This is a genomic window from Flavobacterium sp., from assembly GCF_044348915.1.
Classification (GTDB): Bacteria; Bacteroidota; Bacteroidia; order Flavobacteriales; family Flavobacteriaceae; genus Flavobacterium.
In genome coordinates this window covers 1-13974 of record NZ_JBIKRX010000074.1, presented here as the reverse complement: position 1 = coordinate 13974, position 13974 = coordinate 1, and the positions used below count along the sequence as shown (strand labels likewise).

Sequence of the window (13974 nt, the reverse complement as noted above, 5' to 3'; positions counted from 1 at the left end):
CATCTTCCTTAAATCGCTTGTTAAATGTTATTGAATTCACACCTATAAATTTCTCCCTTGTACTCATTTGACAAAGGTAATACTATTTTCGTTTTTGGGCGGCCTAAACGCCTATACCTAAAAATTTAATTTGGGCCGCTGGAGTTACAGCCAAGGTATTTGAAGGAATTCCAACAGAAAGTTTTGGTCGTGGCAAGCGAATGATGACCGATGCTTACAATAAAATTACGACTACAGAAAATATTTATGCCATTGGAGATACTTGTATTCAACTAACTGATGTGAATTTTCCTGAAGGTCATCCGCAAGTTGCTCAAGTAGCTATTCAGCAAGGTATAAATTTAGCAGATAACTTCAAGTCAATACTTAACAACAAGATGCTAAAACCTTTTAAATACAATGACAAAGGTTCGATGGCAATTATTGGAAAAAACAAAGCAGTTGTAGATTTACCCAATCCCAAATTGCACTTCAATGGTTTTTTTGCTTGGTTAATTTGGTTGTTCGTGCATTTGATGTCCTTGATTTCTTATCGAAATAGAATCAAAACTTTTTATAATTGGATGATAGCTTATTTTAGTAAAGATCAATCTTTGCGTATGATTATCAGACCGGATAAAAAATCAAAGAAGGATGTCTAGATTGTATCTCTTTTCAATAGAAATTAAAATGATATATTTGAATTATAATTTATATTATGTAAAATAGGTTTTTTTAACAATTCAAGGTATTGATGTTTTGGTTAAATATTGTTTTCTATTCGAACCTACTCTCCATATAGCTATAAAATAAATAAGCACCAACAATAGTTCTTGCTGATGCTTAATTTGAAAGTGATAAAATACTTTATTTCACTGAAAAAGGAATATTCCATTTTTCCCAACTCAAAACAATTGAATTCTTTTTGATAGTATAAACCAAGCTTTCTGTATTGGTATCAGATAGTTGTTGTTTAACAGTAACTCGCAATTGATCTTGTTTTTCATCGTAGTTGCTAGTTCCAGACATTTTGGAAACTTTATTAAAAATTAGCACGCAATCTTTTTCACTTGGTATAACAAAAAACGAATATTTTCCTGCAGGCAATTTTGAACCTTCAATTTTGATATCTTTATCGGTTTCTATTGTAGTTGCAGCATTTGCGCCTGCTCTCCACATTTTATTAAACGGTACCAATTGTCCCCAAATAACTCTTCCTTTTACCGATGGGCTACTATAATTAATCGAAATGTTAGCACCATTAATCGATCCTGTTGCAACCGCTGCTGGGCTTGCCGGTTTGTTTTGAGCATTTGCCAACATTGTTACAAATAAAGCAATGACTATTAGACTGATATTCTTTTGTAATTTCATAATTAAGATGTTTTAGATTAATGAATAAAATTAAATTTTCTTGTTGATATTTATTAATTTTTGCGTTTAATTTAAGAAAAATTTATGAAATTTACATTTTAACTGTTTTGCTTAATTAATGACTGTTTTATAATAAATAAATTTATATTTTTACCATCACATCTATTTTCATTACTATGAACACAATTGCTGAACATATTGCAGATTTTCTCAAGAAATTTCCGCCTTTTGATAATTTAACTTTTCAAGAATTATCTGAAATTGCTACCAGTATTCGAGTAATTAATCTTGAAAAACATAAAATATTGTTCCAAATAAACGATGTTTTGCACGATAGTTTTTATGTCGTGGCTTCTGGTGTTGTCAATCTTTCTGTTATAGCCGATGCTGAAGAGACTTTACTTAATAAATGTTACGAAGGAGATATTTTTGGTTTACGCCCTTTTTTTGCCAAAAACAATTATCAAATGACCGCAAAAGCGCGTGAAGAAAGTATCATATATGCGATTCCTATTGCCACTTTCCGCCCCTTTGTTGCCAATAATTCTGAGGTTTTAGACTTCCTGCTGCATAGTTTTGCAAGTAATACTAGTAATCCAACTGATAAAGAGAACGTAAGCGGAAAATTAGTTTCCGATAATGTCTATTTTTCTGATCAACAATCTGAAATACAATACTTTCAATCCTTGTCGTATAATGTTGCTCCGATCACAGGAAGTGAAACTACAACGGTCCAAGAAGCTGCTCAGCAAATGACTAATACACTTTCTACTAGTGTGATTGTTTGTGAAAAAAGTATGCCAATTGGAATTGTGACCAATACGGATATGTGTTCAAAAATTGCAACTGGCCGTTTTCCGATCAACACCACTTTGGATAAAATTATGTCTTCTCCGGTTGTTACTGTGGTAGAGAATGTTTCCTTGGCTGAGGCACAATTACTAATGCTAAAGTACAATGTAACGCATTTGTGTGTTACTCAAGACGGCACCGATAAATCTATTGTGAAAGGTGTTATTTCTGAACACGATTTAATTGTCGCTCAGGCTAGCAATCCTGGTGTTTTAATAAAAGAAATCAAACGATCTCAAACCCCTAAAGATTTAAAATCAATCAGAGAACGTTTGACAGAACTGATACAAAAAGCAATTCAAAAAAATATTCCACTTTCGCGAGTAAATATTCTAGCGAGTGAAATCAATTTAGCGCTAATTAAGCGTGCTATCGAATTATCTATTTTGGATTTGGGCTCCCCTCCTGCTCGCTATGCTTGGCTAAGCATTGGTAGTCAAGGTCGTAGAGAGCAATTGTTGACCACAGATCAAGATAGTATGTTGATTTTTGAAGATGTAACTGCAGAAAAATATAGAGATGTAAAAGATTATTTCCTAAAATTAGGAAAAAGAGCTACCGCAATTCTTGAAAAAGCGGGATATGAATATTGTCCTTTCGGACATATGGCAAGCAATATGCTTTGGTGTAAGTCGCTCACAGACTGGACGAATCAGTATCAGAGTTGGATGAATACTCCAGGTGAAAATAGCAATCAATTGAGTAGTATTTTCTTTGATTTTGAAATTGTAGTTGGTGAGAAAAAAATTGAAGAAGCTATCGAGAATGTTGTTTTTAACAACATTAAAAACAATACTTTATTGTTTGATTTCCTTGGAAATGATACCTTAAGGAAAAATTCTCCGCTGACCTTTTTCAAGAAATTTAATGTTGAGGAAAAAGGGCCTAATAAAGATAAGTTTGACATAAAAACTCGTGCATTGATGCCTTTGATTGACGGCGCTCGATTATTTAGCTTAAGTCATAATATGCGCGGAATCACAAGTACTTATTTGCGTTTTAAACAATTAGCTATTTTAGACCCAAGAAATTCCGAGATTTATATCAATTGTTCTAAAGCTTTTATCACTTTATCAAAATTTAGGACGATGGAAGGTTTGAAAAATGACAGTTCTGGTCAATACATTAACTTAATGGAACTCACCAAAGCTGAAAAAGAGACTATAAAAAAAGCTCTCGAACCGATGGAAGAATTGGAAGATTTAATTAAAGATAAATTTCAACTTACACAATTTTCATAGAAATGTTAGACTGGATTAAAAATATCAATAAAGAATATCCTGAATTTTGGAAAACATATCTTTCTAAATTTGAAAAGAAATCGAATCGTTTCGTTGTCGTATCAGCAGAAACAACAGGTTTGAGTTTAGAAAAAGATGTTATTGTATCATTCGGAATGTTTTCAATAATCAACAATAGTATCGTTATTGGCGATAGTTTTGAAACGGTTATTGCCCAGTACAAATTCTTTCACGAAAATGGAATCTCTAATGAGTTTACCATTGAAACCAAAATGAGAAAAATGGTAGAACCTGATGCTATTCAGGCTTTTGTTGATTTTATTGGTAATTCGGTACTAGTAGGACATCATGTCGATTTTGATGTTGAAATGATTAATATTGCCCTCGAACGAATGGGATGTGGTAGATTAAAAAATGAAGCTTTAGATATTGACGTGATGCATCGTAAATTACTAGATATAAACAACAAGCAGTTCTCTTTAGATGAATTATGCAGTATTTATAAAATTCCAGTTAGCGATCGAAATTCTGCTTCGGAGGATGCTTATAAAATTGGATTACTTTTTCTAAAACTGAAATCCAGATTGGGTTTGTCATAAAAAGATATAATTTGTTCAAATCTACCATGATGGCTTATGGATACTGGTTTTGAAACTGAATTTCCCGTTTCAGAATAGTTTGGAATTCCGTTTTTTTTATGGATGTTAGTCCTGTTTTTTAAATTTATAATTCCATCAAAATCATCTGTTTTTTCTACAGCAACTGTATGTATGAATTGAGAATTGATTTCTGTTTTTGTATAATAAATTAGATTCTGTATTACCACCTTCCCAAAAACAGTCCCATCAATACTTTTCAAGTCGGAACATTCTAGTAGTAGCGGGAAATAGCCTCTACTATTTGTTTTTCGATTGTAAATTTTATAAGCAGCCTCCTTCCTACTCCACAGATTCCAAACCATTATTGACGGCTTTTCTGCATTAGAAATTAGCAATTGTTCACTTTTAGTGAAGATTTTGTTCAAAAACCCCTCCCTTTTCCAATTGCTTGCTTTTTCAGCTAAAGCTAAATCAACTACGTCGTTTCCGATCATTTCTCAAACAGTTTATTTTCGATAATATCCAAGGCGGACTTTACATCTAGCATTCTTTCCATTGCTTGATTGTCGATAACAATGTCGTATTCTTCTTCAATATCCAAAATCACATCCACTAAATTCGCAGAGTTGATTTTTAAATCATTAATAAAATCAGTGCTTTCCGAGAAATTGTCAAAAGCTTCTTGATGCTGCGAATACGGTTTGATAATGGTTTTTAATTTTTCGATTATTTCGTCTCTATTCATAATTATAAGTATTTTTTAAAAATTACGCAAGCATTAACATCTCCAAAACCAAAACTAGCTTTGGCAATTATAGTTAATTCTTTTTCAATTAATTGTTGTGGAATACGTGAAGCATCAACCAATTCAGTTATTTCCGGATGTAAATCATCGCAATTGATGTTCGGGAAAACAAATCCTTGATGTAATTGCAAAATCGAAGCCACGCTCTCGATACTACCTGCTCCCGACAAACAATGTCCAACCATTGATTTTAATGAATTAATGTAAGGAAAATCGACCCCACTTCTACCTAAAGCCTCAGTCCAATTCTTAATTTCTAGACTGTCTTTAGCGGTAGCGGTCAAATGCCCGTTTATGGCATCAATATCATTGGGATGAATCCCTGAGCTTTCCACGGCACTTTTAATACATTTTTGCACAGCAACAGAATTTGGAGCGGTCATTGTCCCTTCGCCACGTTGTCCGCCAGAGTTAATATTGCCTCCAAGTACTTCCGCATATATTTTTGCTCCTCTAGCTATTGCCGTTTCTAAATCTTCAAGAACCATCGCTCCTGCTCCACTACCCGGAACAAAACCCGAAGCTGTTGCCGACATTGGTCTTGAACCCTCTGTAGGATTTTCATTGTGCTTAAAAGTACAGACTTTCATCGCATCAAATCCACCCCAAATATAGGGGCCAGAATCGCTAGTACTTCCTGCCAAAATTCGTTTTGCTTGCCCCGATTTGATTCGTTCAAATGTCATCAAAATACTTTCCGTGCCTGTTGTGCAAGCAGATGAATTTGTTGTCACTTGATTACCTAATCCCAATTTACCCCCTAAATATGCACTGACACCGCTATTCATCGTTTGTGCAACAGCAGTACTTCCTAATCTACGAGTTTGAAAATCGTCAATTTTATAGATGCTCTCTCTGAATTTTTCAATACCTGAAGTTCCTGTTCCAAAAATAGTTCCACTGTCCCAATCAGGTTGGCCGAGCACTTCTATAGGTAAACCGGCATCTTTCCAAGCATCAATTCCGGCGATAACACCATATAAAATTCCAGATGAATTGAAATTTCGAAGTTCCAATTCGGTAAAATAGTATAATGATAATTCGGTTGAAATTTCTGGCTTTCCTGCAATTTGGCAAGAGAATTGCAAACGTTCCAATTCGGGATCGTGTTGAATTCCAGAAATACCATTTTTTATCGCATTTACAAACGCGTCCAATCCTACTCCATTTGGAGCAACAACACCTAGACCAGTTATGACGACACGTTTGTTCATATAAATCTTAAATTCAATAACAATATCAATGGCAATAGCAATGGCAATTTAAAGCCAATGCAAATAGCAAATTAGACCATCATTCCTGCAATTATTCCACTACAAACTACTTCCTGTTTTTCATTTTTCATTATAACCTTGCATTTTAATTTACCAAACCTGAAATACATTTTTTCTGAAATCACAGTTACTTTTTCATTGGGAAAAACAGGTTTTAAAAACTCGATATCTATTGATGTTAAAGCAATTGATGTGTTTTCGTTAAATGTATCATTTAGTAAATAAATACCCAAGCAAACTAAGCCTATTTGTGCCATAACCTCGGTCAGAATTACTCCGGGGGTCATGGGATTGTCTTTAAAATGGCCTTTGTAAAACTCCAAGTTTTCATCGAAAGTATAACAGCCTCGAACTCCATTCTCATTAATATCCAACAATTCATCTACAAACAAAAAGGGGTTGGAATAAGGCAATTTTGATATGATTTCTTGGTTTGTCATTTTTTTATTATTCCCCATTTGGGGGTTAAGGGGCTAAAATTTTAGTAAAACTTTTTGTGCTGAAAATCCAGGACCAAAACTCAACATTAAACCAATGTCACCTTTCTTTGTTTGGGTGTCCATAATTCGTTCTAAAACATACAGTACTGTCGCACTGGACATATTTCCGTACAATCTCAGTACTTCTTTGGTGTCTTCGATATTTTTTCCTAAATCAGTAAACAAGCCTTCGACCGTTTGGACAATTTTTTTTCCTCCGGGATGAAAAATTAAATGGTCTAAATCTTCAACTTTCAAATTATTATGAGTTAAAAAAGGATGAATGATATCCGCGAAATGAGAAGCAATTGTTTCTGGAACTTCAATATCCAAGATCATTTGCAAGCCTGAATTGGTCAGTTTAAAACCCATTAAATGTTCTGCTTCATAAAAATGATACATTTCTTCGTCCAATATTTCAGGTCCAGTATCATCACTGTGCGAAGATAATAAAACACAAGCTGCTCCATCTCCAAAAATAGCGGCACTAACAATATTCGCCATCGAAAAATCATCCAATTGAAAGGTTGCTGTCGGACTTTCGACAGCAATTACTGCGGCACGTTTCCCCGGATTGGCTTTTAGGAAGTTTTTAGCGTAAATAATCCCTGAAATTCCTGCAGCACAACCCATTTCAGTCACCGGAAGTCTAACAATGTCTTGGCGTAAATTCAATTTATTAATAAGATAAGCATCTAACGAAGGAATCATAATCCCAGTGCAGCTTACGGTGATGATATAATCTATATCCGTCGGTTGCCAATTGGCTTTTTGCAAAGCATTTTCCAATACTTTGGTTCCTAAATCGATGACCTCACGAACATAAATATCATTTCTTTCCTCAAAGGAGGTGTTGGTAAAAACTTCAATCGGATCCATTATGGAATAGCGTTTGTCGACAGCGGCCCCTTCGAAAATTTTTTTCACCTTTTTTATAAAACGAGGTTCTTGGCCAAGAAGCCAAGTATCTAGAAAAGGAATGATTTCGGCTGTTGTTCGCGAATATTTCGGCAATTGTTTAGAAACACATTTTATTTTTACACTCATATTCACGATAAAAATTTAATTCAAAGTCAATGGCAATGCTAATAGCAATGTTAATGGCAATATCAATGACAATATCTCCTTCTCCCCTCTTCTAGCTTCTAAATTCCCACTTCTAACTTCCCACTTCTAACTTTCTCAATTATCCATTGGTAGCGGAATGCCCATTTCCATTGGATTTTATAGTTGTTGAGCTTTAATTTTTTTGAAAAATCGATTAATTCTTCTTTTTTGAAACCTCTCAAAATAGATGTTAAACCATCTTGTCTCGACATCGAATTCAATCTAAATAGAAAACAAACTAATTGGAATAATAGATAGGCAACTGCACTTCTTTGCAAATCATTAATAACGATTCCAATGGTTGAATTGGCATTAAAAACCGCCATTAACTTTAAAATTTCATCTTCCTTGAAATGATGTAATGTCAATGTGCACAACACAATATCATACTTTAGCTGTTCGAAATTTTCATCAAATATATCTTGACATTCGAAACTAATATTAGAGTATTCTTTTGATAATTGTTGCGCGTACTTTATTGTAAAATCATTGGCATCAATTCCTATTAAACTAAAACTGAAATTATTTTTAGCACCATATTCTGCTAAAGTTCTTAACATATCTCCATTGCCACAGCCTACATCAACAATCGTAATTTCATTTGTTTTGGAATGGTTTTGAATTAAATCCTGTACTCCACGTAAAGTTAAATGGTTTCCACCTAAGAATTGGTTGATTTTGGCAATTTTGTCCAAAGCATCACGCAAAACTTCTCCTTCTAATGCAAAATCATCCATAATTTCGGACTCATCGGATCTGTATTTTGTGTTTATAAACATTTAGTTATTTACAATAATTGGTTTCCCGTGTGTCTTCTTTATAATTTGGGGTAATAATGATGGAAATATAATCAAAAATTGCATAAGAAATATCGTCAATTTTTCTTGTTGCAAAATTTTTGATAAAATCCGTCCCACTTGGAGTCTATGTCTGAAATTGGCGGCCCATTCTTGAGCGTATTTTTCTTCCAATTGTTTTCTAGTACTTATGTTTTTATTTAAAAATATAACAGATAATTCAGCAGCTATTTTGGCACTGTGAATCGCCATCGCCATTCCATTGCCGCACAAAGGATGAATTAATCCTGCTGTATCTCCAATCATCAAAATATGATTCTCGATGCTGTTTTTTTTCTCGAAAGAGATTTGGCTAATCGTTAAAGGTTTATCAAAAAGCATTTCACTTGTTTCAATTATGTTTTTCAAATGTGGATTTTTATACATCACTTCGGTTTGAAAATGGTCGATATTTCTATACTTTTTGAAAGTGTCATAATCCACCAAATAACAAACGTTTATAGCGTCGTTCTCTACTTTTGAAACTCCGCAATAGCCTCCTTTGAAGTTGTGTAATCCTACCAAATCATTTGGAAAAACTCCTGAATAATGTGCTTTTACAGCCAACCAGGGGGATTTCTTTTGAATAAAATTTCGATTCATCTTTTGATCTAAATTGGACCGTTTCCCGAAAGCTCCTAAAGTAATTTTGGATTGGATTTGTAAGTTATTCAAGGTGGAAATATAGAACTTATCAGCGTTAAACTGAATATCGGTGACCGTATCCTGAATGATTTTACAACCATACTCAATGGCTTTTTGGGACAGGTAATGGTCTAAATTATAACGACTGATTCCAAATCCACCAAGGGGTAATTCTCCAGAAATTGTTTTTCCGCTACCTGTAGAAAATTCGATTTTAGAAATATTGGATGGATTCAAGCTGGAAATTTCCAAACCCAACCATTGGAAATAGGGCAAGACTTCATTTGAGATATATTCTCCACACACTTTATGTTTTGGAAATTCATTTTTTTCAATCAAAATGACTTTATACCCAAACTTTGACAAATGTATAGCACTAGTAAGGCCAGCAAGCCCTCCTCCTATTACTGCTACATCGACAATTGTTTTCATATTGGCTAAGGTAGTAAATTTTTATCCATAGGTATGAGCAATTCATCAGGGCATGCGCTTTTAAGATTTTGGTTATTAATAATATCTTTCAAGTTGTATATAATGGCACACAGATGACACAGATGGAACGGATTTTCCACAGATTCTCATTCTTTTTGCTAAATTAATTTAAGAAACCCGTGCGAATCAGTATGATCCGTGTCATCTGTGTGCTAATTAAATTGTTGATAAAAAACAAAGTTGCATTTAGTTTCAAAAGCGAATGCCCTGGCAATTCATATTAAACAAAAAAAAAGCGAAATAGAATTTCTATCTCGCTTTTGTATGATTAATTGAAAATATTACCCTTTTTTAAAACCGTTTTTTTATTAAACGATTTTTTTCATTGCAGTCATTGATTCTCTCAACCAAGCACCAACTTCTTCAACAGGGTGATTTCTGATAATTGAGTTTACCTCAATTAATTCTTTGTTATCAACTCCGTTATTTCCATTGTTGAATGGGCGACCTACTAAATTGCTTGGTGCATTTTTCACATATTCAGCGATTAATGGTTTACAAGCGTGATCGAATAAATAACATCCGTACTCAGCAGTATCAGAAATAACACGGTTCATTTCAAACAATTTCTTTCTTGCAATTGTGTTTGCAATTAATGGTGTTTCGTGTAAAGATTCGTAGTATGCTGATTCTTCAATAATTCCTGAATCAGTCATTGCTTCGAAAGCTAGTTCTACACCCGCTTTTACCATAGCTACCATCAAAACTCCGTTGTCATAATATTCTTGCTCAGAGATTTCAAAATCACCTGCTGGTGTTTTTTCAAAATTTGTGGCTCCAGTTGCAGCTCTCCAAGTCAAAAGGTTTTTATCATCATTAGCCCAGTCTTCCATCATTGTTTTAGAAAATTCACCTGAAATGATATCATCCATATGTTTTTGGAATAATGGACGCATAATATCTTTTAATTCTTCTGAAACTTTGAATGCTTCTAATTTAGCAGGATTAGACAATCTATCCATCATATTGGTGATTCCACCATATTTCAATCCTTCAGTAATAGTTTCCCATCCGTATTGGATTAATTTAGAAGCATATCCAGCGTCAACACCTTCGGCAACCATTTTATCGAAGCATAAAATAGAACCAGTTTGCAACAATCCGCAAAGGATAGTTTGCTCACCCATCAAATCGGATTTTACTTCAGCTACAAATGAAGAACGTAATACTCCTGCTCTGTGTCCACCTGTTGCCACTGCGTATGCTTTTGCTTGTGCTAAACCTACTCCATTTGGATCATTTTCAGGGTGAACAGCGATTAGAGTTGGCACACCAAAACCTCTTTTGTATTCTTCGCGAACCTCAGATCCTGGACATTTAGGAGCACACATAATAACAGTGATGTCTTTACGAATTTGCATTCCTTCTTCAACAATATTGAAACCGTGAGAATAAGCTAAAGTTGCTCCTTGTTTCATCAAAGGCATGATTGCTCCTACCACTGCAGTATGCTGCTTGTCTGGTGTAAGGTTACAAACCAAATCAGCTGTTGGGATTAACTCTTCATAAGTTCCAACTTTGAAACCATTATCAGCAGCGTTCATAAACGAAGCTCTCTTTTGAGCAATCGCTTCAGCACGCAGAGTGTATGAAATATCTAAACCAGAATCTCTCATGTTCAAACCTTGGTTTAAACCTTGAGCTCCGCAACCTACAATGACTACTTTTTTACCTTTAAGTGCCTCTATTCCATCTGCAAATTCGGTTTGATCCATAAATTCGCAAACGCCTAATTGTTCTAATTGTAATCTAAGTGGTAATGAGTTGAAATAATTTGCCATTTTTTTTTATTTAATAATTGTATGATTTAATGTTTTGATTTTGATACTAAATTTATTTTAATTCTTCTAATAATGAAGTTACTTCCATTTTTTCTTTAGAAACTGAAATTCTTCCTGAACGAACAAATTGCATAATTCCGTATGGTTTTAATTTGTTGTACAAGTCATTGATTTCAGCGCGCTTTCCTGATTTTGAAATCACAAAAAAGTCTCTAGAGACAGTGACAATTTCAGAATGACTTTCTTTGATAATGTTTTGAATTTGTCTTTCGTCGAATAACAAACTGGACTCAATTTTGAAGATCGCACTTTCTAAAAAAATTGTTTCTTCATCGACGTGATAAAAAGCTTTAATAACTTCGATTTGTTTATCGATTTGACCAACAATGTTTTGCACCCATTTCTCGGTAGTTTTTACTACGATGATAAATCTTGAAACATTTTCAATTTCAGATTCGGATACGTTTAAACTTAATACATTGATGTGTCGCTTCAAGAATATTCCTGATATTCTATTCAATAAGCCAACGTTGTTTTCTGAATATACAGAAATGGTGAATATTTTATTTTCCATTTATTTATTGTTTAATGTTGTTTAAAGTGGTTTTAAGTTTAAAACTGTCATATAAAACTATTGCTGTTTTTAGTAAACAATTTTAAACCTTAAACTTTAAACTATTTATGATAATCTCATTTCCGAAACCGAAGCTCCTGTTGGTATCATTGGAAATACATTATTTTCTTTTTCGATCATAACTTCAAGGAAATACGATTCTTTTGATGCTAGCATTTCGGCTACAGCTTCATCTAAATCTTCTCTTTTTACGACTTTTCTTGATTTTATATGATATCCTTCGGCAATAGCCACAAAATTAGGATTAGTCATTACTGTTGAAGCATAACGGCTATCGAAAAACAATTCTTGCCATTGACGAACCATTCCTAAAAATTCATTATTGAGTACCACAATTTTGACAGCTACTTTGGTTTGGAAAATAGTTCCAAGCTCTTGAATGGTCATTTGAAAACCACCGTCACCGATAATGGCAACTACTTCACGATCAGGTCTGCCCATTTTGGCACCGATTGCTGCCGGCAACGAAAAACCCATCGTTCCTAATCCACCGGAAGTTATCATACTTTTTGATGAATTGAATTTGGCATAACGGCAAGCGAACATTTGGTGTTGACCAACATCTGGTACAATAATAGCGTCTCCATTGGAGTGTTTGTTGATCATTTCAATAGTTTCACCCATAGAAATTCCACCTGTCGTAGGGGACAACTCTTCGTTGATGACAGCATTGCATTCTATTTTGTATTTATCTTTGAATTTGTTGTGCCAAGCATCATGTGTTTTATTTTCAATCATCGGAATCAAGGCGCACAATGATTCTTTAACATCGGCCAAAACCGCAACTGTAGTTTTTACGTTCTTGTCAACTTCGGCAGGATCAATTTCGAAATGAATTACTTTAGCTTGTTTAGCATAAGTAGCTAAATTTCCAGTAACACGGTCATCAAAACGCATTCCGAGCGCGATTAATACGTCGCATTCGTTGGTTAACAAGTTTGGACCATAATTTCCGTGCATTCCAAGCATACCCACATTCAATGGATGGTCTGTAGGCATAGCTGAAAGTCCCAAAATAGTCCAAGCTGCTGGTATTCCAGATTTTTCAACTAATTCTTTTAATTCCGCTTCCGCTTGTCCAAGAATAATCCCTTGACCAAAAATGATATACGGTTTTTTGGCATTATTGATTAATGCAGCAGCTTCAGCCACTTTTTCAAGGTTTAAAACCGGTTTTGGATTATAGCTTCTAATGGATGTACATTTTGCATAATTAAAATCCATTAAATCAAATTGAGCATTTTTTGTAATGTCAATCAATACCGGTCCCGGACGACCTGACCTAGCAATATAAAATGCTTTGGCCATTATTTCAGGGATTTCTGAAGCTTCAGTTATTTGATAATTCCATTTTGTCACTGGAGTCGAGATTCCAATAATGTCTGTTTCTTGAAAAGCATCAGAACCTAGTAAATGCTTCCCAACTTGTCCTGTGATACAAACCATAGGTGTTGAATCGATTTGAGCATCGGCAATTCCTGTAACTAAATTGGTTGCACCTGGACCTGAAGTAGCAATGGCCACTCCTACTTTTCCTGTTGCTCTGGCATAGCCTTGAGCTGCATGTGTTGCCCCTTGTTCGTGTCTAACTAATACGTGGTGCAATTCACCTTGAAATTTATATAATTCGTCGTAAACAGGCATTATGGCACCACCTGGGTAACCGTAAACCAAGTCCACTCCTTCTTCTAGTAAACATCTTATAACGGCTTCTGCGCCTGATATTTTATTATTTTCCATTATTTATTATTTTAGGTATAGGCGCTTAGAGCACCCTTGTTATCTATTGATTTTATTGATATTTATTCAAATTTCACCATCTTTTTCATTAACACATCGAAGATTGTCCCCATATTTGACCTTCTATTGTATCTAA

At 34.4% G+C, this 13974-nt stretch carries 13 protein-coding genes and 1 pseudogene; 3 read left to right on the top strand and 11 right to left on the bottom strand.

From position 1 onward, the window contains the following. Positions 1–119: 119 nt before the first annotated feature. Positions 120–641: pseudogene (locus tag ACIQ1E_RS11435) on the top strand (NAD(P)/FAD-dependent oxidoreductase); the annotation flags it as partial. Positions 642–846: 205 nt separating this feature from the next. Here ACIQ1E_RS11435 and ACIQ1E_RS11430 read toward each other — a convergent pair. Next, positions 847–1353 (bottom strand): DUF2911 domain-containing protein, encoded by a 507-nt coding sequence (locus ACIQ1E_RS11430; protein WP_396171438.1) that lies wholly within the window; start codon positions 1351–1353, stop codon positions 847–849. 176 nt (positions 1354–1529) lie between these two features. On the opposite strand from ACIQ1E_RS11430, the gene ACIQ1E_RS11425 reads away from it, so the two are divergent. Together ACIQ1E_RS11425 and ACIQ1E_RS11420 are read left to right on the top strand one after the other, a co-directional pair. Next, the gene (locus ACIQ1E_RS11425; protein WP_396171437.1) at positions 1530–3446 is read left to right on the top strand and encodes a DUF294 nucleotidyltransferase-like domain-containing protein; all 1917 of its coding nucleotides are present in this window, start codon (positions 1530–1532) and stop codon (positions 3444–3446) included. A 2-nt stretch (positions 3447–3448) separates the two neighbouring features. Next, on the top strand, positions 3449–4045 hold the full coding sequence (locus tag ACIQ1E_RS11420) for a PolC-type DNA polymerase III (RefSeq protein ID WP_396171436.1): 597 nt from the start codon (positions 3449–3451) through the stop codon (positions 4043–4045). Here ACIQ1E_RS11420 and ACIQ1E_RS11415 read toward each other — a convergent pair. From ACIQ1E_RS11415 to ilvB, 10 genes are all read right to left on the bottom strand, one after another. Beyond that, a complete protein-coding gene (locus tag ACIQ1E_RS11415) occupies positions 3991–4539 on the bottom strand; it encodes a 4'-phosphopantetheinyl transferase superfamily protein (protein ID WP_396171435.1) in 549 nt (182 codons plus the stop codon). The two genes, ACIQ1E_RS11420 and ACIQ1E_RS11415, sit on opposite strands and share 55 nt — an antisense overlap. Continuing rightward, the gene (locus ACIQ1E_RS11410; RefSeq protein ID WP_396171434.1) at positions 4536–4790 is read right to left on the bottom strand and encodes an acyl carrier protein; all 255 of its coding nucleotides are present in this window, start codon (positions 4788–4790) and stop codon (positions 4536–4538) included. Before ACIQ1E_RS11410 ends, ACIQ1E_RS11415 begins: the two co-directional genes overlap by 4 nt. A 2-nt stretch (positions 4791–4792) precedes the next feature. Further along, a complete protein-coding gene (locus ACIQ1E_RS11405; RefSeq protein ID WP_396171433.1) occupies positions 4793–6064 on the bottom strand; it encodes a beta-ketoacyl-[acyl-carrier-protein] synthase family protein in 1272 nt (423 codons plus the stop codon). A gap of 71 nt (positions 6065–6135) precedes the next feature. Then, complete coding sequence (locus ACIQ1E_RS11400; protein ID WP_396171432.1) at positions 6136–6564, bottom strand: 3-hydroxyacyl-ACP dehydratase FabZ family protein; 429 nt, start codon at positions 6562–6564, stop codon at positions 6136–6138. 33 nt (positions 6565–6597) lie between these two features. After that, complete coding sequence (locus ACIQ1E_RS11395) at positions 6598–7650, bottom strand: type III polyketide synthase (protein WP_396171431.1); 1053 nt, start codon at positions 7648–7650, stop codon at positions 6598–6600. Between the two features lie 98 nt (positions 7651–7748). Further along, entirely contained in the window at positions 7749–8489 is a 741-nt protein-coding gene (locus ACIQ1E_RS11390) for a methyltransferase domain-containing protein (protein ID WP_396171430.1), read from the bottom strand. Beyond that, positions 8490–9623 (bottom strand): NAD(P)/FAD-dependent oxidoreductase, encoded by a 1134-nt coding sequence (locus tag ACIQ1E_RS11385; RefSeq protein WP_396171429.1) that lies wholly within the window; start codon positions 9621–9623, stop codon positions 8490–8492. It lies immediately after the preceding gene. A 368-nt stretch (positions 9624–9991) separates the two neighbouring features. Continuing rightward, positions 9992–11464 (bottom strand): ketol-acid reductoisomerase, encoded by a 1473-nt coding sequence (gene ilvC, locus ACIQ1E_RS11380; protein ID WP_396171428.1) that lies wholly within the window; start codon positions 11462–11464, stop codon positions 9992–9994. 52 nt (positions 11465–11516) lie between these two features. After that, a complete protein-coding gene (gene ilvN / locus ACIQ1E_RS11375) occupies positions 11517–12038 on the bottom strand; it encodes an acetolactate synthase small subunit (protein WP_396171427.1) in 522 nt (173 codons plus the stop codon). Positions 12039–12143: 105 nt separating this feature from the next. Further along, a complete protein-coding gene (gene ilvB, locus ACIQ1E_RS11370) occupies positions 12144–13838 on the bottom strand; it encodes a biosynthetic-type acetolactate synthase large subunit (RefSeq protein ID WP_396171426.1) in 1695 nt (564 codons plus the stop codon). Positions 13839–13974 lie beyond the last annotated feature (136 nt).

Coding starts and splice junctions, on each gene's coding strand:
- ACIQ1E_RS11395 (WP_396171431.1), bottom strand. CDS start 7,650: ATGAGTGTAAAAATAAAATGTGTTTCTAAACAATTGCCGAAATATTCG.
- ACIQ1E_RS11415 (WP_396171435.1), bottom strand. CDS start 4,539: ATGATCGGAAACGACGTAGTTGATTTAGCTTTAGCTGAAAAAGCAAGC.
- ACIQ1E_RS11385 (WP_396171429.1), bottom strand. CDS start 9,623: ATGAAAACAATTGTCGATGTAGCAGTAATAGGAGGAGGGCTTGCTGGC.
- ilvB (WP_396171426.1), bottom strand. CDS start 13,838: ATGGAAAATAATAAAATATCAGGCGCAGAAGCCGTTATAAGATGTTTA.
- ACIQ1E_RS11410 (WP_396171434.1), bottom strand. CDS start 4,790: ATGAATAGAGACGAAATAATCGAAAAATTAAAAACCATTATCAAACCG.
- ilvN (WP_396171427.1), bottom strand. CDS start 12,038: ATGGAAAATAAAATATTCACCATTTCTGTATATTCAGAAAACAACGTT.
- ACIQ1E_RS11390 (WP_396171430.1), bottom strand. CDS start 8,489: ATGTTTATAAACACAAAATACAGATCCGATGAGTCCGAAATTATGGAT.
- ACIQ1E_RS11405 (WP_396171433.1), bottom strand. CDS start 6,064: ATGAACAAACGTGTCGTCATAACTGGTCTAGGTGTTGTTGCTCCAAAT.
- ilvC (WP_396171428.1), bottom strand. CDS start 11,464: ATGGCAAATTATTTCAACTCATTACCACTTAGATTACAATTAGAACAA.
- ACIQ1E_RS11400 (WP_396171432.1), bottom strand. CDS start 6,564: ATGACAAACCAAGAAATCATATCAAAATTGCCTTATTCCAACCCCTTT.
- ACIQ1E_RS11430 (WP_396171438.1), bottom strand. CDS start 1,353: ATGAAATTACAAAAGAATATCAGTCTAATAGTCATTGCTTTATTTGTA.
- ACIQ1E_RS11425 (WP_396171437.1), top strand. CDS start 1,530: ATGAACACAATTGCTGAACATATTGCAGATTTTCTCAAGAAATTTCCG.
- ACIQ1E_RS11420 (WP_396171436.1), top strand. CDS start 3,449: ATGTTAGACTGGATTAAAAATATCAATAAAGAATATCCTGAATTTTGG.